The sequence below is a fragment of the Thiosulfatimonas sediminis genome (assembly GCF_011398355.1).
Taxonomy (GTDB): domain Bacteria; phylum Pseudomonadota; class Gammaproteobacteria; order Thiomicrospirales; family Thiomicrospiraceae; genus Thiomicrorhabdus; species Thiomicrorhabdus sediminis_A.
This window is the reverse complement of the sequence record NZ_AP021889.1, coordinates 530,112-552,678: the sequence shown is the minus strand read 5'-3', so window position 1 is coordinate 552,678 and position 22,567 is coordinate 530,112. Positions and strand designations below refer to the sequence as shown.

Annotated in this window: 22 protein-coding genes; 8 read left to right on the top strand and 14 right to left on the bottom strand. The window is 43.0% G+C overall.

Going from position 1 to position 22,567, the window contains the following annotated elements; genetic code table 11:
• Positions 1-249: 249 nt before the first annotated feature.
• Positions 250-540: a helix-turn-helix domain-containing protein gene (locus HRR27_RS02480; protein WP_173270434.1), complete on the bottom strand. Its 291-nt coding sequence runs from the start codon at positions 538-540 to the stop codon at positions 250-252.
• 83 nt (positions 541-623) lie between these two features.
• Between HRR27_RS02480 and HRR27_RS02475 the strand changes: the two genes are divergently transcribed.
• The 3 genes from HRR27_RS02475 (at position 624) to HRR27_RS02465 (ending at position 3,178) form a co-directional block, all read left to right on the top strand.
• On the top strand, positions 624-1,844 hold the full coding sequence (locus tag HRR27_RS02475; protein WP_173270430.1) for a site-specific integrase: 1,221 nt from the start codon (positions 624-626) through the stop codon (positions 1,842-1,844).
• 10 nt (positions 1,845-1,854) lie between these two features.
• Positions 1,855-2,193: a hypothetical protein gene (locus HRR27_RS02470; RefSeq protein ID WP_173270427.1), complete on the top strand. Its 339-nt coding sequence runs from the start codon at positions 1,855-1,857 to the stop codon at positions 2,191-2,193.
• A 64-nt stretch (positions 2,194-2,257) separates the two neighbouring features.
• Positions 2,258-3,178, top strand: coding sequence for an Abi family protein (locus HRR27_RS02465; RefSeq protein WP_173270424.1), 921 nt, complete (start codon positions 2,258-2,260; stop codon positions 3,176-3,178).
• 11 nt (positions 3,179-3,189) lie between these two features.
• On the opposite strand, the gene HRR27_RS02460 is transcribed toward HRR27_RS02465, so the two are convergent.
• Positions 3,190-4,188, bottom strand: a complete 999-nt coding sequence (locus tag HRR27_RS02460; protein ID WP_173270421.1) for a hypothetical protein — start codon at positions 4,186-4,188, stop codon at positions 3,190-3,192.
• Positions 4,189-4,319: 131 nt separating this feature from the next.
• Between HRR27_RS02460 and HRR27_RS02455 the strand changes: the two genes are divergently transcribed.
• The 4 genes from HRR27_RS02455 to HRR27_RS02440 are packed head-to-tail and all read left to right on the top strand — an operon-like array spanning position 4,320 to position 5,659.
• Complete coding sequence (locus HRR27_RS02455; RefSeq protein WP_173270417.1) at positions 4,320-4,523, top strand: hypothetical protein; 204 nt, start codon at positions 4,320-4,322, stop codon at positions 4,521-4,523.
• Positions 4,510-4,794 carry a hypothetical protein gene (locus HRR27_RS02450; protein ID WP_173270415.1) on the top strand — a complete coding sequence of 95 codons (285 nt, stop codon included), beginning with the start codon at positions 4,510-4,512 and terminating at the stop codon, positions 4,792-4,794. Before HRR27_RS02455 ends, HRR27_RS02450 begins: the two co-directional genes overlap by 14 nt.
• A complete protein-coding gene (locus HRR27_RS02445; protein ID WP_173270413.1) occupies positions 4,787-5,272 on the top strand; it encodes a helix-turn-helix domain-containing protein in 486 nt (161 codons plus the stop codon). Before HRR27_RS02450 ends, HRR27_RS02445 begins: the two co-directional genes overlap by 8 nt.
• A gap of 3 nt (positions 5,273-5,275) precedes the next feature.
• Complete coding sequence (locus tag HRR27_RS02440; protein ID WP_173270411.1) at positions 5,276-5,659, top strand: hypothetical protein; 384 nt, start codon at positions 5,276-5,278, stop codon at positions 5,657-5,659.
• A 132-nt stretch (positions 5,660-5,791) separates the two neighbouring features.
• Here the strand turns inward: HRR27_RS02440 and mobF are convergent, their stop codons facing one another.
• The 8 genes from mobF to HRR27_RS02400 form a co-directional block, all read right to left on the bottom strand.
• A complete protein-coding gene (gene mobF / locus HRR27_RS02435; protein WP_173270409.1) occupies positions 5,792-8,779 on the bottom strand; it encodes a MobF family relaxase in 2,988 nt (995 codons plus the stop codon).
• An 11-nt stretch (positions 8,780-8,790) separates the two neighbouring features.
• A complete protein-coding gene (locus HRR27_RS02430) occupies positions 8,791-10,740 on the bottom strand; it encodes a type IV secretion system DNA-binding domain-containing protein (protein ID WP_173270406.1) in 1,950 nt (649 codons plus the stop codon).
• 3 nt (positions 10,741-10,743) lie between these two features.
• Positions 10,744-11,064: a hypothetical protein gene (locus tag HRR27_RS02425; RefSeq protein ID WP_173270403.1), complete on the bottom strand. Its 321-nt coding sequence runs from the start codon at positions 11,062-11,064 to the stop codon at positions 10,744-10,746.
• Between the two features lie 365 nt (positions 11,065-11,429).
• The gene (locus tag HRR27_RS02420) at positions 11,430-12,962 is read right to left on the bottom strand and encodes a methyltransferase regulatory domain-containing protein (protein ID WP_173270400.1); all 1,533 of its coding nucleotides are present in this window, start codon (positions 12,960-12,962) and stop codon (positions 11,430-11,432) included.
• A 185-nt stretch (positions 12,963-13,147) separates the two neighbouring features.
• Entirely contained in the window at positions 13,148-16,174 is a 3,027-nt protein-coding gene (locus HRR27_RS02415; RefSeq protein ID WP_173270396.1) for a beta strand repeat-containing protein, read from the bottom strand.
• Positions 16,175-16,403: 229 nt separating this feature from the next.
• The gene (locus HRR27_RS02410) at positions 16,404-16,685 is read right to left on the bottom strand and encodes an addiction module antidote protein (protein ID WP_173270392.1); all 282 of its coding nucleotides are present in this window, start codon (positions 16,683-16,685) and stop codon (positions 16,404-16,406) included.
• Positions 16,686-16,688: 3 nt separating this feature from the next.
• Positions 16,689-16,997, bottom strand: a complete 309-nt coding sequence (locus HRR27_RS02405; RefSeq protein WP_173270389.1) for a type II toxin-antitoxin system RelE/ParE family toxin — start codon at positions 16,995-16,997, stop codon at positions 16,689-16,691.
• A 110-nt stretch (positions 16,998-17,107) separates the two neighbouring features.
• Complete coding sequence (locus HRR27_RS02400) at positions 17,108-17,683, bottom strand: helix-turn-helix domain-containing protein (RefSeq protein ID WP_173270386.1); 576 nt, start codon at positions 17,681-17,683, stop codon at positions 17,108-17,110.
• A gap of 118 nt (positions 17,684-17,801) precedes the next feature.
• Between HRR27_RS02400 and HRR27_RS02395 the strand changes: the two genes are divergently transcribed.
• Positions 17,802-19,013 (top strand): site-specific integrase, encoded by a 1,212-nt coding sequence (locus tag HRR27_RS02395; protein ID WP_173270383.1) that lies wholly within the window; start codon positions 17,802-17,804, stop codon positions 19,011-19,013.
• Between the two features lie 86 nt (positions 19,014-19,099).
• On the opposite strand, the gene HRR27_RS02390 is transcribed toward HRR27_RS02395, so the two are convergent.
• The 4 genes from HRR27_RS02390 to HRR27_RS02375 all read right to left on the bottom strand — a co-directional run bounded on the left by HRR27_RS02390 (position 19,100) and on the right by HRR27_RS02375 (position 22,511).
• Entirely contained in the window at positions 19,100-20,023 is a 924-nt protein-coding gene (locus HRR27_RS02390; RefSeq protein WP_173270380.1) for an RpnC/YadD family protein, read from the bottom strand.
• Positions 20,024-20,146: 123 nt separating this feature from the next.
• Positions 20,147-20,644, bottom strand: coding sequence for a RadC family protein (gene radC / locus HRR27_RS02385; protein ID WP_173270377.1), 498 nt, complete (start codon positions 20,642-20,644; stop codon positions 20,147-20,149).
• A gap of 20 nt (positions 20,645-20,664) precedes the next feature.
• A complete protein-coding gene (locus tag HRR27_RS02380; protein ID WP_173270374.1) occupies positions 20,665-21,507 on the bottom strand; it encodes a DUF932 domain-containing protein in 843 nt (280 codons plus the stop codon).
• A gap of 32 nt (positions 21,508-21,539) precedes the next feature.
• Positions 21,540-22,511 carry a recombination directionality factor gene (locus tag HRR27_RS02375; RefSeq protein ID WP_173270371.1) on the bottom strand — a complete coding sequence of 324 codons (972 nt, stop codon included), beginning with the start codon at positions 22,509-22,511 and terminating at the stop codon, positions 21,540-21,542.
• Positions 22,512-22,567: the final 56 nt, after the last annotated feature.

Genomic DNA, 22,567 nt, shown 5'->3' with positions numbered 1-22,567 from the left:
CTGCTTCAATCGTATCGTTACCATCCGTACCATTTACATCATCCGCACTTGCAGTCAACGACCAAGTGAGTCATTCGTGCAAATAATTGATTTAAAATAGGAATTTTTGATTCAAACGAGCCATATATGATTCATTCCACTCATATTCTATTATCTATTCATTTTGATAGGTCTTTTAGCTGTTAAGTACATCAATTTTTATTCAACAAATACAATAGGTTATGCAAAAAACATTCATCTAAGCATTTTCTACTGGCCATTCTTAAGTTTCTTTTCTTCTACAAGCATAAAACCTTTTGAAAGCTTAAAGGTTGGCTCATCTGCAAAGGCGTCAATTTCAATCCCCTGATCCTTCATTGACTTCAAAATCTTAAAGTATAAATCAACCTTTAACGGCAGAATCAAGCTTTCAGCTCTAGCTATGGTGGATTTTGGTTGCCCTATAAACTCAGCAAACTTTGTTTGAGACATTCCCAGCATTCCTCTAATTGTTCGCAAAATCAGAGCAATTTTTACATTTTCATCAAATTCTTCTTGCATATTTGCGCACCTGAAAGTATATTGAGTCCCAGGTGATTCATTTGAGTCACATATGAATCATTAAAACTCAAAAGGATCTCAAAATGCCAAAGAAAACCTTAACTCAAGGCTTTGTTGACTCAGCCACACCAGAACGAGGCAAAAATAAGTCTGATTATTTTGACACAAAAGTAAATGGCTTGCTTTTAAAAGTGCTTCAAACAGGCAAGCGAACTTTTTACATTCGCTACAAAAATGAACGCAATAAATTAATCGAGAAGCGACTGACTGCAGTTGATGCTAGTGCCTTAAGCCTCAATAATGCTAGAGAACTTGCCCAACAAAAACTCGCCCAAATTGCTTTAGGCAAAGACCCTTTTGCAAAAGCTGAATTGTTGCGTGACATCCCAACCTTTCGTGAATTCGTTGAACAGTCTTATATGCCTCATGTTAAGGGCTATAAGCGCTCGTGGGGTACAGATTTATCTTTGTTGAAAAATCATATTTTGCCGGCTATTGGTGGGCTTTATATGGATCAAGTGAGTCGTCGTCACATGATTGAGTTGTTCGCTAAGCATCGGCAGTCTCATAAGCCCGGCTCGACGAATAGAATCATTATTTTGACTCGCTATATTTTTAACTGTGCCATTAAGTGGGAAGTACCTTTGGAGAAGAATCCAACCTCAGGTATTGAGTTGTATCCTGAAAATAATAAGTTGGAGCGTTATTTGTCTGAGGATGAGGCTAAACGTTTGTTTGAGGCTTTGGGGTCTTCTCGCTCGAAGATGTTGAAATACATTGTGTCTATGCTGTTATTGACAGGAGCTCGTAAGTCTGAGGTGTTGCGAGCTAAGTGGTCTGACTTTGATATTGAGGGACGTCGCTGGAAGATTGAGTTTAATAAATCGGGTAAAACTCGTTATGTTCCTTTGTCTGATGGGGTGATTCGGTTATTGGACCAAGTCCCTACTTTTGATAATTGTGAGTGGGTGTTTCCGAATGTTGAGACTTTGAAGCCTTATAAGCATATTTTTTATTCTTGGGATGTGGCTCGTAAGCGTGCTGGCTTAGGGGATTTGCGGATTCATGATTTGCGTCATTCGTTTGCGTCTTTTTTAGTGAATGGTGGTCGTTCTTTGTATGAGGTGCAGAAGTTGTTGGGGCATACGCAGATTAAAACAACTCAGCGGTATGCGCATTTGTCGCAGGACTCTTTGTTGTCGGCTGCGAGCGTGGCTATCAGTCATGTGCCTATGGCTCAAGCCATGCCTGATGCGGCAAATGATTTACCATTAATACAAGCCAAGACCAAAACAGCCTGTTAAGAGGAATACCATGACAGAATATTTTCAACAGGACATCCAAACGCTGATGCCGATAATTGTTAGATTTTTGGGTAGCGGTGGATTTAAACCTAAGACTTTGCAAAATATGACAGACGCGTCCACCCTTAAAAACCCTTTATCACAAAGCGAATTATTCCGCGTTATTGAAGGACTTGCGAAGAGCTATAGTTTGTCCGCAACCACAAGAGACTTTATTCTCTTCCATGAACAGAAATTGGCATTAACCCCTGTTTCTAATGTAATAATCTTGTCAACGTTGGAAGCCTGCAATGACTCGGTATTTCAACCTCACAAGTCACAAATAGTTGACAAGAAGCAAAAAAACTAAGATGATTACAAACAACATACCCGCCACACTTCCTACTTTCGGGTAGGGAACTGTTAAATCAGAAGTGCAAAAGGCGGGTTTTTTATATCTAAAATTCACGATTGATTTCATCCACCACATGAAAAAACCCTATGATAAAGAGCCACTGACGCCAAAAGCATTGCTCGATAAATATATCCGCAATGGGTTGATTGTCGCGGATCGCCAATACGACGTCGCTTTAGCTTATTTTCATTTTGTCGGCGCCTATCGATTAAAGGGCTATCTTCACCACTATATTCATCCAGAAAGTAAATCTTTTCCGGAATCTTTTGATTTTGAGTATTTACGTCAACAATATGAGTTTGATAGGGAATTAAGAGGCCTAATCATCAATGCTATTGATCGAATCGAAGTAGCCATCAGAACTGTCATGTCAAACTCTCTGAGTCTTCGCTATGGTGCGCACTGGTTCTTAAATGACAGCATTTTTAACAATACACGTGAATGGAATCATGAAAAGCTCACTTATAAGATCCGTGAAGATCTAAAAAATGCACAAAAGCGAACATTCGTTCAGCACTATTACAAGCATTACGATCAGCCTGAGTTACCGCCCAGTTGGGCGGTTTCAGAAATCGTGTCTTTTGGGTTCTGGTCAAAAACTTATTCGATCCTAAAAGACCCGACCGTCAAAAAAGCCATCAGTATGAAATTTGACATTGACCAGCCTGAGGTATTTCGCTCTTGGATTCATTCATTAACCGTATTGAGAAACCATGCCGCACACCATGCGCAAATACTGCGCTCGCCTATCCGAGTTAAACCCAGTAACTATAAACGCAAAAAAATCCATTTTCAAAACCCGGAAAGCTTTGCCACTATGAAACTCATTGTTGAATATTATCTAGATCATATTCCACTTCCCAATAATTGGTCTTCAGACATAGATTGTTTATTTACAAAGTACAATCTAGTCCACCGAAATGAGCTGAATCGATACTAAACAAATAACCACTAACTATTGTTTAGTTTCAAAAAGACTTCGCTATTTCTAACTTTATTAACACCTTCTTCTATTTTCTTTAACGCCTCTTCAGAGGTTTTATCTTGAGAAATATCAAAATCTCCAAGTCGAGCCTTTTTTCGCTTATGCATCCAGTTATGGATAGATGTGGCTGGTAATTTCAAGCCTGCCTCTGCAATAAGCTGATTGACTCTGGATTCTGGCAAATCCTCCTCTAAACATAAATCTAAAAATTTAGTCAGATGAATGGTCAGCTTTGATGAATTTTTTTTCGCATGAGACGCCGCCATTTTTCTAGCTTCGCGAGGACTCACTGCATTATTAAAGTCAATCAACAAATCTTTAAGCACCTCATCAAAAGCCAAAATTAATTGCGCGAATGATTCTTCTGATTTCTGGCTTTTCACCTTTTCTGACCAATGTTTTAATGCCTTACTACGCTCCTCTCTGGTATCTTCAAGATGAAATTCCCCTTTTAAAAGTGATTTTGATGATTGATGAGCAAAAGTATTGGAAATACCTCTCTCCATATAATCATTCAAACTTTCTGAATCTAAGCCAGATACTATTGGCAACGCAGAACAAAAGTGAATGTGTGCAAAATGAAGTGCATCAACCGCCCTCTTCAACTGCTCTTGAGAAGGTGCTAGGTAGACTGATTCGTCATACTTTTCCTTTTCACTCCAAAAATCTCGGACATTTTGAAAACCTTCCAAGTCATACCGTAAGTTTTCCGTTCTATCCCTACCTAACCCTTGAATATAAACATCAAAACCTTCGGTGGTTACCGACAAAAGTTCATAACCCGCATATTCAAGTTGCACACTGTGGTACTTCAAAAACTCCTTCAGTTCTTGACCAAAGTATTTGGGATGAGTTGAAGTTGAGAAAAATGGCTCTTTTAGGTCGATCACATAATTCACTGGCTTCATGGTTTGCTCATTTACATAACCAGCCCAGTACCTTTCAGAATCACTTTTTGGAATCATAATATAACCTAAACACAAAATGGATTGTTTAATTCTAACAAAACATTTTTAAACAATCAAAACTTGTAGCAAAATTCCTCCATGTCGCGGCAAAACACAGTAATTAACAGCATTCTCATGGAGAAAAAATCATGCACCAAATTTCAGAAAAACTTATTCCTCTCTCTAAGGCTGCTCAAAAATTCGGGCAGCAGCCAGAAACCGTCCGCAAAAAGATTATCGCTGGTCAGATTAAGGGCGCTGAGCGCATCAACGGTCGCTGGTATTTCACAGAGATTAGCCTTTGCAACGCTATTCAAAACCTTCGAGGAGGTGCTGACGATGACCAACATTGAGCAAATCCATCAAAGGGTGCGCACAGCCCTACTGCGCGGTGAAGCCCTTGCCTCGCTTGAGCGTGAGCAGGCTTTTGAAGCAATTTCGCTTATCGACACTCGAGTTGAAAAGACTCTTTTAGACATTGGGTACAGCTGCGATGGGCTGGATTCTTCAGACGCTGAGCTGTTCCAAGAGAAAGTCATCGACTTGACTCGCCAGCATCTAATGCTTTCAGACCTGACCTTTTGGCTAAAAACACAAGTCCCGCAAGGAGGCGCGCATGACTGAGCCCTATGCAAAAGTGCCCCAGCGTATCTTAGAAGCGCGCGAGCTATCGCTTGAAGCAAGACTGGTGCTGGCTTGGCTAATCGGTCGCCCACCGGGTTGGAAGCTTTGTGTCGCCCACCTCTGCACGATACTCGGTATCACTGAGAAAAAATGGCGAAAAATTCGTCTGGAACTGCAAAAAAACGGATATTTTCGACAAAAAAAGAAGCAGATGCCCGACGGTCGCTTTAAGTGGATTCACACTTGGTCAACCATCCCTCAGAATACCACCGATGGTCTCACCATGAATGGTCAAACCACGCGACGGTCAGCCACTCCTGCTCAGCCGGCTGATATAGAAAAAACATTGAAAAATAAAGATAAAGGAGGAATAACCGCCCAAAATCAATCAATGGTTCAAAAGGGCAAAAGCACCAGCGATTTCTCATCAGCGAGTGCTGGAATACAGGCTTTTCTGGCAAATCGTAAAGGAGGTTAAACCATGACACAACAAGAAGCGCCTGAATGGCTTTCTGTCGAAGTGGCTAAGGGCATTCAACTACTGATGGCTCTGCGCTTAAAACGCGCACCTTTTGCTGGAAGCCCTGAAGATGTATACGCACTGTGTGAGGCTTGGCTAATCGCTCTAGCCGAACAGCCGATTAGCTGGGATCAACCGCTTGATGCACCGCGCATCGAAAGAGCTTTCCGAAAACTCGCCAGCACGGTAACCGAATGGCCAAGTCCGGCGCAGCTGATCAGCTGTATGCCCAAGCGCCAGCAAGCCAGCTTGCCACACCTATCGCCAATCGATGAGGCCTCAAGGCATCATGGGCGTGAGCAACTGAAAAGCATCCTAGCGCGACTGCAATCAAAGGCGCGTTAAGCGGCTAAAAAAACCGGGGGGGCATCCCACTGACGAGCACGCAGATGCTGGTCAGTCCTTGATTTTAAAAAAAAGCCCCTTGAGCACTGTTGAAGGGGCGTTTTTAAAATGCCGGGGTGGGCAGTTTTTTTCTTAATCACGATCCATATCAGCCGATTTAGCTTCTTCACGCGTGGCAGAATCGACTGAGGTACGATCCTCAGTCTCCTTACTGACTGATTCCGATTGAGAATGGAATTTGTCATCTGAGTCTTTTGAAGTAGAAAATTCAATGCTTTTGTCGGTATTGCTCTTACTTTGAGAATCATTTTCTCTAGAAAGCGTTTGGCTATTTGAATTAGTGTCTTTTTCAAGTGCAGAGTGTTTTTCACCCGTCGATTTTTCAATGAGATCCGACAGATCGCGTTTTGAGTCAGTAACCACGGTAATCTCAGTAGTGGCGCGACTGAGGCCCACGTAAAAATCTCGTTGGTTCATCAAATTCGTGCTGGTGCTCTGCGCATGGTACAGCACTCGTTCAGCCGTTTGCCCTTGACTGGAAAAAGTTGTTTTAGCGTAGTTATAATCTAAATTGAGGGCTTGCTTGCTATCCAGTGTCACAGTTTGACCATTGGCTTTTGAGAGATGGACTTCACCAGTTTGCGGATCAATCCCTTTAACGGTGGCCGCCTCATTGGTCAAAATGCCTTTGCTAGAATCAGAAGCAGTAAAACGCACCTCATCCCCCACTGACAAGGGCGTGTCTCTCAGTTCAGAAACACTCGCATGGGTTTTGATTAACTCCTTGCCAGAAAGTGTTTTGACAAGGTCAGGTTGCTGCATGGATTGAACATTCAGTGAGTTACTGTCGCGGTTGAGCTGTATGATTTGCCATTTCGTGCCTTTTACTAAGTCCTTATCCTGATGTTTAAGTGATTGCGAGTTTAACGTGATCACCTGGCCGACTGTAAACACCGAACCAACGGCACCTTTTTCAAGGTCGACTTTAGCAATGTCTTGCGAGTGAAGTGTTTTGACCGTCATTTGATTCGGAGGCAATTCACTTTTTTCCTGAAGCTGTTCGCGGATGGTTGCATTGAGTGCATCCACGCCTTTTCGCGTGGGATCAATTAGTAGTGTCTTCTGACGTTGTTCCGGTGTGAGCTGAGTGTATTGGCCAGCTAAAAGATTTATGCGCTCTTCTGAGGATTTAATTTGTTGTATGCGCCCTTTCTCGTTCAGCAACCGCATGGCTTCCTGGACTTTGGGGGCACTGGGTAAACTGTGCTCAACGACTTGTTTTAAATCCGCATCCTTTTGTCGAAAGATCGTGGTCAATTCATAAGTCGGCACCTTATGATCCATCAACTGTCCAAAGGCACTACCGGCACCAATACTGGCTTTTTGATAACGATCACCACTGTTCAACAATCGATGTCCGTTTTTCTCAGTTTGCACAAGTAGATCCCTCATCTGTGCAGTGGAGGCCAGGCCTGCTTCATCGTGTATGACTAAGACTTTTGAGTTACCCAGTTCTTTTGAAAGTTGTCCGGATTGCATCTGAGCAAGATAACCACTGGTGGTCAGCGCCCTATCTGCTTGAATATCCTTTTGCAGTTGTTGGCTTGCGGCATGGCTGGGTGCAATAGCCACTACTGTATAACCTTCACGCTGGGCAATGTCACGAATCGAGGCCAGCACTGAAGAAGTTTTGGCGGTGCCAGCATAGCCTTGCAACTGTGTCAGATTTCCTCGATGACTGAGAATGCCAATGGCGGCCTGACGTTGTTCAGCCGTCCAATGATGGCCTTTAAGTGCCGCCAATGCAATTTTTGTGTCAATTTGTTTGGCAGCGGCTTTGGGTGACGTGATCGCACCGCCTTTAAAATAGCCACTGTTCAAAGCCAGTTTCTCCAAAGAGGGACTGATTTTGCCTAGCCAACTAGGAGACTGTGGTTGGTTCATACGATCCGCTGTGCTAAGCATCTGCGTCTCCAATTGTCGCCCTTGTTCAGTGACAATGGCCGGTTCTATAAGGTTTAAACGCGTATGACGATCAAACGCGCTGATTTCCCGGCTGTGTAATTTATCCTCGGATTTGAGTTGATTTAAGTTATCAGCTAATTGCTGCTTACTGACTGCTGTTTGGTCAGACCCATTAAGATGGCGATAGATGGCGTGCTCGCTGATCACTGCATCTTTTTCAGTGAGGACGGCAATGGTGTGCTCAACACGTGCTGATAACAGCTTCTGATTTTGTGAAATCTCTTGCTCGGGCTTTAGTTCGGGTTGCCAGCCTATGTCCTTGGCTTGTTGTCGCCATCCGCGTTGCAAGATCTCACGATTTTGTTCGGTAGGCTTGGCTTGGCGAGTTTTAAGGGTGGCGGTTTGACGTTGCTCAGCGGTGGAATCTTGACGGGTGAGATTATGTTTTGCCAGTTCGGCTTCTACCTGGCTTGAGCGGGTTGAAAACGCTTGCCTTGCAGATTCTGGTACGGATTTGAGTTCAAAGCCTTGCTCAGTTTTCTCTGTTCTATAACCTAACGCATTTAAGCGGGCCTCCAGTTCTGTTTTATAGACCTGATCGAGTTCCCGTTGCATCCGGTAAAGCGATTCGCTGGACACCGAGCGCCAATCGCCATTTTGACCTTGCGTGATATTCATCACCACCGCATGAGTATGTAGCTGTGGATCGAGGTTACGTGAGGTCTGATGCTGAAACGTCGCTGCGACCAGTGAACCAGTAATCTGTTTTTCAATCTTCCCGTCCACGCGTTGTCGAGTCGTGAGATGATTTTCATAGTGATCAAGCGCGATTTTAACCGCTTGATCATGTGCGGTTTGAATACGCTCATCACCAGCCACTAAGGCTTGAATGGACACAGATTTGGGAGCGGAAAAGGTCGCATCCCACCCTGGTCGATGATTATCAGGTTTACCTACCTGAGTGCCACTGGGTAACTGGCCTTTGAGTAACGCAGTGACATTTTCATTTGTCACAGCTTGCTCAGTTAATCCCAACTCTTTAGCACCCTTTCCATAAAACTGAGCAGACGCCTCTCCTTTTTCCAAGTAGTAGTTGTCTTGGGTTAAATACCCCGCCGCACCACCGGCGGAGGTTAAAGCGGTGACGTTCATCATCGTTTTGCCTCCTAAATATCCCAAGTGGTCACAGTTGGTTTTAAGGATAGAGGTGGTTTTGTACTGGAAGACAGACTCTCCAATCCATCGCGCAGATCCAAGTCACCAGCACTCTGAGTCACCGATACCGTCTTGATTTTTTCGCCAATGTCATCGGCATCATTTTTAGAAGGATCACCACTCCAATCAGACAGACGACATTCATCGATTGGACAATGCGCTTCGTTGATGGGTTCCATATGGGTAATGGGGATAGTGATTTTCACAGGATTCGCCACACCCTTCGCTTTAAAGAAGGCTTTCAAATCCGGCAAGGATGACAGTTCTGTTTCACTCACAGCCGCTCGTTCGGCAATGTGTTCAGATTGGCCCTGAGAGAAAGATCCGGCTTTGCCTTTGGAAAGCGACTGGTTGGTCTGCACTTCTTTGCGAATCTGCTTGCCAAAACGTTTGGTTAGATAGTCAGCTGTTTGGGGGTCAGAGGTACGAAGTGCAACGAGGCTTGCACACTGTCCGGCTAAATTATGCGCATCATCTTTGTCATAATGCTTCAGCAACTGTGAAAAATTTTGAATGGCTAACATCATGGCCACCCCATAGCCTCGACCTTCGGCTAACAGTTCTGGCAATGCGGATAATTTTCCAAGGCTCGGTAACTCATCAATTACAAACCAGATTCGGCGATGGCGATTGGTGGACTGAGAGAGAATGAAGTTTGAGATGAGTTCTATTTGAGCGGCCATAATAGGTCTAGCACTGGCTTTATATTTCTTTTGCACCGGCAAAAATAACCACGGCATCGTCGTTTTATTGGTGCCCTTATCAGCAGCGTCTAGTTTTTCAAAACACTCCGAAAAAAACGATTCAATTGAGAAATTTTTTTGTTCAGAACCTAAATCACTCTCTGCGAGATACTTCAAAGCCCTTGCTTGGCTTTTGAGTTCAGACAATATCGTTGCCGCAGTTTTTGGGTTTGAAAAATCACTGGCCACTTCTGAATCCTGCAACCATTCAGAAAGTGTTTCAAGATCACTATTCACCAACTTTTGAATGGTTTGCACAAAACTCAGGTGTTCTTTTCGACCTTGCTTTAAAGCGGCGACCAATACCATTCTGGCTGTCTTTGCCCAGAAATTGTCTTTTCCAGGGGAATCTTTAATCACCGCTTCCGCAAAGGTTTCCAGTGCTTGTTCCGTGTTTAAATCTTGCCAGACATCCCATTTTGAGCTCCGCTGATCAAATGGACTGTAAAGCACATCCAACTCGGGTTGATAGAAATCTCGCACCATATCCCCTTTAGGATCATAGAGCACCACCATATCCCCTAAACTGCGGATAAACTTGAGCAGTTGAATCAATAATTGACTCTTCCCTGCACCGGTATCGCCAACAATCAGAAGATGTTGTTTTTCAGCTCCTTTTGTCCAAAAAGCATTACCGAGTTTGAAAAGGCTTTTGAGCTTGTGCTTTTTCAGATAACGGTGGTAAGTGCTCAAGGGAATTTGCTGAACACCTTCAAGCAATTCATTATCACGCTGTCGTTTACCTCCCCAGAAAAACAAACTGGCTAACAATAACCATGCACCAATGCCCCAGGGCAAGGCTTGCTCAATTTGCTCTTGTAGTTGCGCATAGTGAATAGTTACAAAGTCCGTTAATCGACTATTATTTAAAACCTCTTGTGCTTGCAAACGTATGACCTCATCACCCGATTGAAGCACAACCAGATGCTCTGGTAATACCAACACGACACCCCAAAAATAGGCTTTCCAATACCACCAAAGGTAATTCAAATCCTCAGCAGGCATCGCTTGATACCATTGATAAAACACATAGCCCAACATCAAAAGCGCCACAACAAGAAAAATGGCTAACTGCCCCATAAAATCACGAACAAAATAACGGCTGCGCATCCAACCAGCAGACAGCTGGCTGAGCGTATCATTACGAGTTAATGCCATCGTCTAGCCCTCCATCGCTTGGTTATTGATAGAGCTGGATTTTTGCTTCGCCCAGTGGCGAGCTTGAGATTTAAGCTCTGCAAATTTTTCCGCATCAACCCCACTAGAGTTGAGAACGATTTGAAGGGTCAGAAACTGAAGGTAAAAAAGCTCTTCAAGCCAGATTAGATTGGCCGTGTCATTTTGTGATATATGGCTAGATTCCAGCCCTTTTTGAATCAGTTCAGCTGTGAGCGCAGACAGAGAAACGCCAGAGGATTCGGCAAGTAATTTGAGTCGATCTTCAAGCATGGGGTCGACATAAGTACGGATTAAATTTTTCATGTTCATTCCTTTTTTAACCAAATAAAACCTTGGAGATCCAAGGCTTAATAATAGTTATAAAGGAACACTAACCTATTGAAAATAGATAGTTTTCAATTCGAAAATTCAATGCGGGATTTGCTGGAATTTGCCGGCACGGCAAATTTAAAACAGCAGGCTGTGCGTGGTGTGTACCCATAAGCCGAATGGCTTTTGGTAGCGGAGCGTCTTGCTTAAGTTTTTTTATGAATGGTTTGATTCAAAGTGGGTGTCCTTTTGATAATACTTTGTAAACTCGTGTATTGTTTGGCTGCCAATGCCTCCCATGGCTTTTGCATACAAGAGAAGACTTCTAATGTAGAAACAATAAAGAGCTGCATTAAGAACTAACCAGCAATAACTTGATGCTTTGCAAAAAACTCTAAGACAGTTGTGGCTTGGATGTTTCGGACAGTTTGTTCTAGAAACAGGCGAATATCGTTTTCTTCAGTCAAGGGCTGTCCATTATTCAGCACCGTGACTGAATTGATTTGAAGATAATTATACAGACACTCTAACGGATCTTGTTTCAGCGGTTCACCACTAAAATACAAATGCAGATAAAGGCTCACCCAATAATCAACATTCAAACACAATCCCAATTTGGGTAAAACAATCAAGCAACCTCTATTGTTCTGAACCGCTTTACTCACCATTTCCTGATTTAAACGTTGGCAACGATTAAGACCCTGATCATCGGGCACTTGAATCGACGTTAGACCAATCACTCCTTTGCAATGCAGCAATCCAAGCATTTCCATTAATTGAGAGGTTTGTAGCGACAGTTTTTGTAACAACTCATCCAAACGGTGCGCTTGATAATCACTTAATCGATCTAACAATCCCTTATAGCGTTCATTATCCATAGTCGCAGACCCGATTGCGCCAGTAAGCTTCAAATCCATCGCCGTATAGGGCGTCGCCAACATAACTGCAGTCGTTTCTAACCAACTCTGCAAAGCTTCTCCATTCATCGGGCTCGGGGCTTTAATCCAAATATCCCGCCTGAATTGCCGATTACACATGGCATCTTTCAAATCTTGCTCTAAAGCCCCCGCTGCTTTAGATGCCTCTAGAAACAGCTGCTGAGCTTGCGAAAAGTTCAACACTGCCAATTCATCAGTTAATCGGGTTTGCCCAAGATATTTTAATCCAATCGGCTCAAAAAACTGTGAAATTTCAGAGAAAAAGAAACTGTTCCAATCGGCATTAAAGTATTCGTGTATAAGGTATTTCGGATCTTTATTTTGCATCCCTTGAACACGCTTTTCAATACTTGGAAAAGCCTTTAAGTAACCAGGAGTAGTTTGATGAAACTGCTGCATAAACTGCGTGACCTGCTGAATCTGAATCTCAGGCTCCGAATGATTTTTTGAAAACTCTTTACGAAGTTGGTTCATGAGGTATTGTGCAGGCTTAAAGACATCACTGCCAGGGCGGGCGTTATAACTGATATAAACCATGCCAGTCTCAGATAAATGTTTGGTAATAAAGTCAATAATAATGCCTTGGTTCTCACTGGAAACCCAACTAAACACGCCGTGTAAGACAATCAAATCAAAATTAGGCAAATCGTCCACTTGAACAAAGTATTCGAACGATAAATTATAAATCTTCACAGGATTGTCACAGGCTTGTGCCATACGCTTAGCATTATCGGCATGGGCCGATAGAAAATCCGTGCCATGCCATAGAACGTCACTGCTGGCCGCCATAACATTCAGGTTAACACCTTGCCCAAACCCTAACTCACAAGCATTTTGGATATTAGGCATTTGAATGCCTTTTAAAGCACACTGCAAGGCAAGATTGGATAAGCTCCAATCCCCATAAAAATCACTGGTATATTCAATATCGGTGGTATATCCCGAATTTTCCATAAACGAATCCTAAATTGCGTTGTTTTTTATAAATAGACTTTTTATTAAACTTTACCTGCCGGTAAGTTTAACAAAATCCACTTATAAAAAACCCCCGAATCCGAAGAGACGAGGGTCTTTAGCTTTGACCTTAAGCCGCACTCGTGAGAGGTTGGCTAAAAGGCATCTTAGACGTGGGTCTAGGATTAAGCTAGCGTCAATACACCAGCAGCCATTGCGCCATCTAACTGTGAACCAGTACCGATAAGAATTAAACCATCAGTAGCTGTTGTGCCATCAGCTGTAGCATACAAATACATTGTAGCAGCAACATCAGTTGTAGAAGCTGAATCTGCAGCCGTTGTTGTTGTAGATATAAATGTATTAGTAGCATAGTCATAAAGACCTAAAAACTCACTCACATCTGTTGTTGCAACAGTTTTTGTGATATCCGCACCTGCAGCAACCTGGGTAACACCAACATAGTTTGCATCAGTACCAAGTGCAGCAGTAAAGTTAATGATATCACCAGCAGCAGCATCTTTAACAATATCCATACCAACAGTACTGATTGACTTAGCATCAGATGATACATCAGCCAATGTTGCAGAGTTATCAACAATAACAATAGTATCGTTACCACCTAGACCGTAGATAGTGTCAACACCTGATGTACCACTGATAGTATCTGCACCAGCTGTACCAAGCGTAGCAAAGTCAGTTTGAGATAAATCACTTACGCCAACATTGATAGCAATATCAGAAGAATCTAGTGTCTGAGAACCGTCAACGTCGACATATAGCGTGTTAGTTGAGGTATCAAGAACTGCTTCATTATTTACACCAGTGAATGATGTTAGAACCGCACCATATGCAGCTGCTTCACCAAGGTATGTAACTGCTTCGTTACCACCACCGATTTTCAAACCAATCATATCAGTACCGACAGTAAAGTCAGTGATAGTATCAACATTCACACCGTTTGAGTGCGCTGCTGTTACAACACCGAAGATATCTGCACCAGCACCACCAGTTAATGTATCTGCACCTTCGTTACCGTAGATGAAATCATCACCATCACCACCATTGATAGTATCTGCTTTAGTACCACCAGTTAGAGTGTCGTTACCAGCATTACCATTCAAAGTAACGGCTGCTACCGCTGCTGCTGCACTGATTACATCATCACCAGCACCACCATTGATAGTTGCCGCTGAAGCTAATGCACCAGTAGTCAATGTAACTGCACCTTTAGTCACACCTGATGCATCAATAGATGTCAACTTAGTCCCTGTTAAAGTACCAATTGTCATACCAGCATCACCAGCAATTGTTAATGCTGTAGCATTTGTTGCATCAAGAGTAGTTACAACATGAGCAATACCTGTCGCTGTAGTTGCTGAATCATCAGAAGCAATAGCAATTGTTTCGAACTCAGAAGCTCCTAGCGCAAATACTGTTTGAGCAGTAGCGGCACTCATACCGAAGTTGATTGTATCAGCAGTACCATCTGTAACTTGAGTTACATTGATTGTACCCGCTGAACCAGCGTTTGCGTTAACAGTTACACCAGAAGAAACATTTGAAAGCAAAAGAGTACCAGCAGTACCAGCAACATTGATGTAATTAATATCATCAAGGTTAGCAAGATTGATTGTGCCTGTTGCGACAGCATTTGTAGTTAATCTTTCGAAACCAGAAACAGTGCCTTCAAAAACATCTGTAGCTGTTGCTGTTATCGCATTTGCACCTGACATAACCAACGTATCTGCATCACCAGTACCTGCATCCACTGTACCTGCTGTGCCTAGTGCAGCTACAGATAGAGTTACAGTATCATTACCAGCACCAGTTGTAGTTGCTTTAGTGTTTGCACCTAGCAAGATTGAGTCATCACCTGAACCCGCTGTACCTGTAAATACTACTGCGTTACCAAGTTCTGTACCTAGAGTCACACCACCAGTGTTGGTGTTGTTGATTGCTGTAACAGAAGTTAATGTTTCGCCAGCAGAAGTGAATGCAGCGTCACCTGAGATGTTAACAGTTGTAGCATCTACAAATGAACTTGTTCCACTTAAAGTAGATGAATTGTTGCTAGAAACGATGTTAACAGTTGTAAAACCATCATCTTTTGCAGCTTCAGCATCAGTAATCGAAGTAGCACTCACACCATCAAGATTAACTGTTAGCGTATTTGCTGAAGGAGTTGCAGTTAAATCACCACGTTCTAGAGATACAGTTGTCATTGTACCTTCAAGGTTTACAGTTGTTAATGCACTTGAATCTACTGAAACAGTTCCCGCATTTTTAACAGCAACAGTTGTGATAGTACCAGCTGCAGTAGATGATGCTGCGTTTTTATCGTTGATAACAACATCACCAGCAACAATACCGATTTTGTTTTCAGTGTTGTTAGGAGCTGCTGTGTTTGTTACTGTTTGAGCTTTATCCTGATTTACAGTTACAGACGTTGTAGCTGAACCACCAGTTACAGTTACATCACCTTGAGTTACTGTATCGTTCGTTACAGCTGTCAATGCAGCAGTAACTTGAGCATCAGTAATACCAGCAGATTGAGTTACAGTAACAGTAGAACCACCTTCAACAGTGATATCACCCATAGTTACATCATCAGCACCAGCAATACCAGCATCATCTAAAACGCCAGTAGAACTAACAACTACAGCACCTGTAGGCAGAATCGGAGTTGCATCTTGACCTACGTCAATATCACCACCAGTGTTACCTGAAGCTGTGATTGTTACATCATTACCACCATCAACAGCAATATCAGAACCAGCTTGAGCTGTATCTGTTACAGTTACTGTACCAGCAGCGCCAGTAGTAGCACCGATAGTAGTAGTTGTACCTGTTGCAGCTACAGTGACAGCGATATCTTTACCACCATCAACAGCTACTGCACCAGCAATACCAGAAACATTTACATCAGTCGTTGTTGCAGCAGTAATACCTGCTGAAGTACCTTGAGTAGCGTTGATTGTTTCTAGACCTGTCCAACCACTAGTGGTCATATCAGCCGCTGCTGAAGAACGCATGTTTAGTACTTCAACACCTGAAACAGTTACTGATGCACCATTATCATTACCACCAGCAACATCGTTATATATCATTGTGTCTGTACCATCACCACCAGTGATAGTGTCTAGACCAGTCAATGTAGTATCAAGAGCATTGATTGTATCGTTAGCAGAAGTACCAGTGATTGTATCCACACCTGTAGTCAACGAACAAATACTGAAGCACTACAACCCATTGTTTTTATTAGTATTTCAAGCTATGATGAGCGGACGGTTTTAGCATATCTACCGCTAATCTACTTTTTGGCAAAGGTCACCGATGTACTATCACTCAATTAAAAATTAAATTTACATTTACTTTCAACTGGTTAGAAAGAAATAAGTAGATATTTTATTTTCTACCACACATCTACTTCATCAAGGACTAAACCGCTACCCTCATATCAACGTGCAATGCTCGCATAACTCTTGCAATCGTATCCCACTTTGGTTGAACTTTACCGCCAAAAGTTTTATAAAGACTTTCGCGGTTCAAGCCAGTTGCTTTTGATACTTCGCTGATGCCATGGTGTTTTGCTAAGTGCCCTAATGCATTTACAAATACATTTGGGTCTTCATCACGAAAACACTCTTCTAAATAAGCATTGATCTCATCTTGAGTTTCAAAGTAATCGAATGGATTAAATGGTTTTACTTTCTCGACCATGGTTTACTCCCCAATTTCCTGAAAGATTTGTTTGGCTTTGGCTATGTCTTCTTGTTGCTGCTTTTTATTACTCTTGATTCCACCATTCAAAAGTAATACGACCGTTTCACCTCGAACAACATAATAAATGCGATAGCCCTTTCCAATAAAAATACGCATCTCACTTACACCCTCTCCAACAGGTTCAGAATCACCAAAATTTCCTTGCTCCGCTCTCGCAATTCGCATAGCGATTGCTCTTACTGCTTGCCGATCTTTCTGTTTGGAAAGCCACTTATCAAAAGTGGTCGTTGTGAGAATTTTGTACTTCATATACTACATTGTAGCCTACAAGCTACTTAAATACCATTAAGTTCAAATTAAACTGATTCATAAACACCGATATTTCTCAATGTCTAACGCTTAAATGTATTTGCTCAAACTCAATCAGCTTGGTCATCCACTTTCTTCAATTGCTCTTTAATTTCTGCATCTATATCTATGCTAAATAAATTTTTAGTTCTGTGAACTGACAATAATGCATCGGCAAACAATGATAAAGGATGCTGTCGATCATAATCATCCCTTCCTGCTTGTTCCAGAAGGTGTTTTAAAAAATCTGGATCTCTCTCCACTTGTTTTTCAAGTTCTACACTCAAAACACTCTCTAAATCGTAGGCTTCAATATGAGGTCTAGGTCTTTTTTCATCTCGATAGATTTCCAACAACGTTTTTATTTTTGGCTTTTTCGGGTTTTGAGTAACACGATCAATAGCTTCTTGAGTGACATAAATAACAGCCTCTCCTTCTTGATCAGTACTAAGCTTAATACCATTTTCTCTAAAAAATTTTTGTAGCGCATTAAACGTACTTGCCTTAATCATTGCATCGCCATTTTCCCACTTTCCCACAGCCACAGCACTGACATCAACTTGCTGCCCAAGCTCTTTTAAACTCATATTAAAAATATTTCTCGCCGCCCGTAAAAGAATCGCAGGCCTCAAATCTTCACTTGACACAATCATACCTTTTATTTAACCTTCACATTAAAGTTAATTTATTTCTGCTAAACACACAATATATTAACTTAACACATGAAAACCATCTTTTAATTTAATTTATAGGAGGTAGCTTACCATGCCAAAGGTTTTGCTTACCCAAAAGTTTATCAGCAGTGCAACCTGCCCTCCTGATAAAACAAAAATCGATTATTTCGATGAACGAGTAATAGGCCTACTATTTAAAGTTCAGCCATCTGGAAGAGCTTCTTGGTCTTTACGTTATTTAAATCAACATGGACAGCGCAAAGAAACCCGCTTTGCCGACGGTCGGACTGTATGCGTATCAGATGCTCGAGATATGGCAAAAGAATACTTATCTGAGTTAGAAAAAGGAAATGACCCTTTTCAAACAAAAAAAGATAAAAAGCGCATCCCAACCTTTGCAGCATTCATTGCGCAACTCTACCTTCCACATATTAAAAGCCGTAAACGCTCGTGGAAAACCGATGTCTCGTTGCTCAAGAATCACCTGTTGCCAGCTTTAGGCAAAAAGCGTTTGGATGAGATTACAAAACGTGATTTGATTTCGATTTTTACTCAGCACCGTGAAACTCATGCGCCGGGCTCAACCAACCGCATCATTATTCTGGTTCGCTATATCTTTAATCTGGCAATCAAGTGGGAGATTCCGATTGAGAAGAATCCAACGACAGGGATTGATCTGTATCCGGTGAATAATGCCAAAGAGCGTTATTTAACCAAGGAGGAAGCTACACGCTTATTTGAAGCGCTGGAGACTTCACGCTCAATTATGCTCAAGTACATTGTCAGTGCTTTGCTGCTCACTGGCGCTCGTAAAAATGAGGTGCTTAAAGCAAAGTGGGAGGACTTTGATTTTGATCAGCGTATCTGGACGATTGAGTTTAACAAGTCAGGTAAAACTCGCCATGTGCCGATGACGGATGGCTTGATGGATTTATTAGCACAGGTGCCACGATATGAAGGCTGTGACTGGGTGTTTCCGAATCCTGACACTAAAAAACCTTATCAGCACATTTTCTACGCTTGGGATGTGGTGCGTAAACGTGCAGGGATGCCAGAACTTCGCATACACGATTTACGTCACAGTTTTGCGTCCTTCTTAGTGAACGGCGGACGCTCGCTTTATGAAGTTCAGAAAATTCTTGGTCATACTCAGGTGAAGACTACTCAGCGCTATGCCCATTTATCTCAGGACTCTTTACGCAGTGCAGCGGACACCGCCACCAATATGGTGCCTTTAGTGAACCGTATGCCCAATAACGTCAATGACGTTACTTTGATCGAAGGGGATGTCAAGGCAAAATAACATGGTCCGTTTAGCGACTTTTTTACCGACCCCTGAGAGACCAACGCCTCCAAATTAGGAGGCGTTTTTCTTTGTCTTGCCTTAGATTAGCTGTCGTTGCTCTCTGAGTGCTTTAGGCGCTCCATTAAGTCTTTAAGCGGCAACTGCAATTTTTCAGCGACTTCTTGGGCCGACAAATGAAACTCTTTAATCATTTGCAAAGCAGTTTCTAACTTGCCTTCTAATTTACCTTCTAACTTTGCTTCCTCCGCAGCAAGACGCTCTACTGATGTGATATACGCCATCTGTTTTTCCTCCTCGATTTGGTGGACAATCTCTTTAAATTCAATGGCTAAATTATCAGGTAATCGAATCATCCAGTCAACTAAACGGAAGAGTTCAATAATCTGATCTCGTGAATATTCTCTTTCATACAACAATCGAATCAACTTCGCTTTCGCATCGAGCTGCTGTTCAGCATTGGGAATGAGTTTGGCGTACAGTTGTGCGGCCACTATCAGCGCAAACACATTTTCGCTGGCAAGCAATTCATCCACCTTTTCTTTCCAGTCGAGCAACTTTGCCGTTGGGTATTCAAACACGGTGCGGCATCCCGCTAAACTATGCTCGTAACGAGTAGGTCTAAAACTAGCATGGGTATCACTCAACACCGCCAAGCTAATGACATCTCGATTATATTTATCTTGAATGCGGTAGTTATATTGAAACATTCGTTTTGCAAAGGCTTTTTCAGGTTCACCTTGGACTTCAACATGAATCAATATCCAAGTCGTGTCACCGTCTTTAAGATGGACTTGCACCAATTTATCGGCATAGGTGCGTCCTTGTTCCGCTTCAGGCATAATTTTTTGCAATTCTTTATCCAAAAACACAATCGGTTTTGTGCAATCGACTAGCTGAGCAACACTTGGGAAGAGCAGATCTAGAAACTCAGGAAAGCGCAGTTCCAAAGCTTCTTTCCAGGGACTATCATGGTCTTGTGTCGGTTTGATTCCAATGGAATTGGACATGAGATTTTTATACCTTGAACTTCATATATCGATATTACCACAATACAGACTTTGCCATAGCTTTGCCCTCTTTTGCAAAAAAAAAGAAAAACCCCATGCAAGAGGTTTTTCAATTAGTTTAGCTTAAAGCCAACCCATTTTCGCCAAAGAGCGATAGCCTTCATGCCCAACTACAAGATGGTCAAGGGTGCGAATATCCACTAAAGCTAGGGCTTCTTTGATGATTTGGGTCAGCTGCTTGTCCGCCATGCTGGGTGTTGGATCCCCGCTTGGATGGTTATGCACCAGAATGACGGCAGCTGCATTATTCATGAGAGCCTGTTTCACAATTTCTCTTGGATACACACTGGCTTGATTAATCGTACCTTGAAACAGTTCTTGGTATTGGATAATGCGATGTTGTTGGTCCAGCAGAATCACCCCAAACACTTCTCGCTCTTGGTTTTGTAAAAGCGTTTGCAAGTAGTCATAACTCTTCTCAGGACTGGAAAGATCTGTACCTTTTTTCAGGCGTTGACGGGTCAAATAATTCGCCATTTTAATGATGTCCTGTGAATGGACAGGTTGGTTGATTTGATAATGCCCTTGACTGTCATGGGCTTTAAATGGGTGTGGTAGCATAAGTGTTCTCCTTACTAAGTTTAAGCATTGAGTAACAGAGGTGTGCGAGGTGTTACAGGTTGAGTGTGTTTGAGTTTGGAGAACTCATCCGCCAGTTGCCACAGAGCGCGATTCAATCGAACATCTTCGGTCACTGAGGCAATGGCTTTGGTGCGAGTACGTCGTCCAGTTTGAGAGCGCCCCATAAGACCGCCTTTCATCAGGTTCTCTTGCACGCGATTAAAGGTTTTCCAAAGCGTTGGCTCCTTGTCCTCACTGCGTCGGGCTTGCAATAAGGCATCACTACTGATAGGACTCAGTGCTTGCCAGTGTTCGCCATAACGCAGATGTAACGCAGCTCGGGCAAACATCTGACTCTCAAGATTTGAGATTAAGGTGGATTGTAGGTTTTCAACCGACTCAGAGATTTGCGGCACTTGGTTGGCAAGGGCTAGGGAACCCTCCAGGATATTGTCCACGACGTTTTTACCATGCTTGACGCAAATCCCTCCTAAATCACCCGCTTTCGCCACCATGCCATTGAGACACACTAAGCGAAACACGCCTAAGTCCAGTTGATAGGCTGAACTGCGATCATGGGAGTTGGTCAACACTAATTCCGCAATGGAATCCCCAATGGTGAGTTGTCGATCTGGGTCTTGGCGAAAACGAATCATGTGCTTAGCAAGATGGCGTTTGTCTTGATCTCGTACATTGGTTTGTTGTGCACGCACCGGATACCAGCCCTCGTTTTTGAGTTCATTAATCACCTCAATGGTGGGTACAAAGCCATACCGCTCTGAAACGGCATGATCCGGTGATTCTGCAAAGATCGCAGGAGCGGTTTGGTAAAGTTGATTGTCGGTTAAAATATTCATCGCCATGATGGTTCTCCTTAATTGGAATAAAGATTCGGTTATTGCTGTGCAGTCACTTGCGTTTGCACGGCTTGAGCTAATCGGGATGGGGTGGATTTGCCGTTGACCGCTTTGACCCCATTTGATTGAGTGGGTTGAGCGTGAGTAACAGGCGTGATCGTTTGAGCATGAAGTTCTGGATAAAACTCTTCCACCACGTCCATCGCTTCATCACTAGATTCTTCAAAGGCACCTTGCTGATAACCTTTTTTGGCAGCACGATCGAGAGCCGCTTGGTCATAGCCCATTGCTTGGCGTTGTTCATCAATGGCTTGGGCAATGCCAAGGGTTTCTTCCAGTGATAAACCAGAGCGTAAAGTCAGGTCCACATAGTAGATTGGGCGACCATAACTTTGTCGGGTGGACTTACCTCGAAGTTTTAACGCCAGCGGTAAGCAGGCTAAACGCTTACCAGAGATCGCTGCAAAATATTGCAGGCGTGCCGCCAAGGTGCGAATGGAGTTAAAGCCCGTGGTACGGAATATAAAGCTACCTAGAGGGTCTTGAGAGTCTTGGGAATCTTCGGATCCCTCTGTGCTTGGGTTCTCAACAATCACGTTTAAGCGACCATAAGGCTTGCAATAGCCACTGGCAAACTCACACGCCTCAGGACTGGGGCAAGGTAGGGTTTCAATGCCGCTCGGTGTTCTGCGTTGGCAGGTTTCGCCATTACCGACACAAAACGGACGTCCGGTGTCTCGCTCAAAAAAGCTGTATTCGGCACGTAGATTCAAATCGGGATCACTAAACAGCAATTGCACCGGAATCTCTCTGAGCTTTTTGCCTGCCTTGTCCTGTGCTCGTAACTGTTCGTCCAGCGGATGCTTTAACCAACCGTCCGAGGTTTGCAGTTGAGAGGTCAGCGTAAATTGATCGTCTTTTTGCGGCAGACGTTTGCCGTTTTTCTCCACCACTTGACCGATGGAAATACGTCCAATGACCGGCGGGGTCAGCATGAGTCCTTTTAACATTTGGATGCTCCTTAAAATAACGAAAGACAAAAAAGCCCGCAGCACATTGGCTGCAG

Bases quoted from the DNA above. Each gene is read 5' to 3' on its own strand.
- HRR27_RS02480 (WP_173270434.1), bottom strand. From the start codon at position 540: ATGCAAGAAGAATTTGATGAAAATGTAAAAATTGCTCTGATTTTGCGA.
- HRR27_RS02475 (WP_173270430.1), top strand. From the start codon at position 624: ATGCCAAAGAAAACCTTAACTCAAGGCTTTGTTGACTCAGCCACACCA.
- HRR27_RS02470 (WP_173270427.1), top strand. From the start codon at position 1,855: ATGACAGAATATTTTCAACAGGACATCCAAACGCTGATGCCGATAATT.
- HRR27_RS02460 (WP_173270421.1), bottom strand. From the start codon at position 4,188: ATGATTCCAAAAAGTGATTCTGAAAGGTACTGGGCTGGTTATGTAAAT.
- HRR27_RS02455 (WP_173270417.1), top strand. From the start codon at position 4,320: ATGCACCAAATTTCAGAAAAACTTATTCCTCTCTCTAAGGCTGCTCAA.
- HRR27_RS02450 (WP_173270415.1), top strand. From the start codon at position 4,510: ATGACCAACATTGAGCAAATCCATCAAAGGGTGCGCACAGCCCTACTG.
- HRR27_RS02445 (WP_173270413.1), top strand. From the start codon at position 4,787: ATGACTGAGCCCTATGCAAAAGTGCCCCAGCGTATCTTAGAAGCGCGC.
- HRR27_RS02440 (WP_173270411.1), top strand. From the start codon at position 5,276: ATGACACAACAAGAAGCGCCTGAATGGCTTTCTGTCGAAGTGGCTAAG.
- mobF (WP_173270409.1), bottom strand. From the start codon at position 8,779: ATGATGAACGTCACCGCTTTAACCTCCGCCGGTGGTGCGGCGGGGTAT.
- HRR27_RS02430 (WP_173270406.1), bottom strand. From the start codon at position 10,740: ATGGCATTAACTCGTAATGATACGCTCAGCCAGCTGTCTGCTGGTTGG.
- HRR27_RS02425 (WP_173270403.1), bottom strand. From the start codon at position 11,064: ATGAAAAATTTAATCCGTACTTATGTCGACCCCATGCTTGAAGATCGA.
- HRR27_RS02420 (WP_173270400.1), bottom strand. From the start codon at position 12,962: ATGGAAAATTCGGGATATACCACCGATATTGAATATACCAGTGATTTT.
- HRR27_RS02410 (WP_173270392.1), bottom strand. From the start codon at position 16,685: ATGGTCGAGAAAGTAAAACCATTTAATCCATTCGATTACTTTGAAACT.
- HRR27_RS02405 (WP_173270389.1), bottom strand. From the start codon at position 16,997: ATGAAGTACAAAATTCTCACAACGACCACTTTTGATAAGTGGCTTTCC.
- HRR27_RS02395 (WP_173270383.1), top strand. From the start codon at position 17,802: ATGCCAAAGGTTTTGCTTACCCAAAAGTTTATCAGCAGTGCAACCTGC.
- HRR27_RS02390 (WP_173270380.1), bottom strand. From the start codon at position 20,023: ATGTCCAATTCCATTGGAATCAAACCGACACAAGACCATGATAGTCCC.
- radC (WP_173270377.1), bottom strand. From the start codon at position 20,644: ATGCTACCACACCCATTTAAAGCCCATGACAGTCAAGGGCATTATCAA.
- HRR27_RS02380 (WP_173270374.1), bottom strand. From the start codon at position 21,507: ATGGCGATGAATATTTTAACCGACAATCAACTTTACCAAACCGCTCCT.
- HRR27_RS02375 (WP_173270371.1), bottom strand. From the start codon at position 22,511: ATGTTAAAAGGACTCATGCTGACCCCGCCGGTCATTGGACGTATTTCC.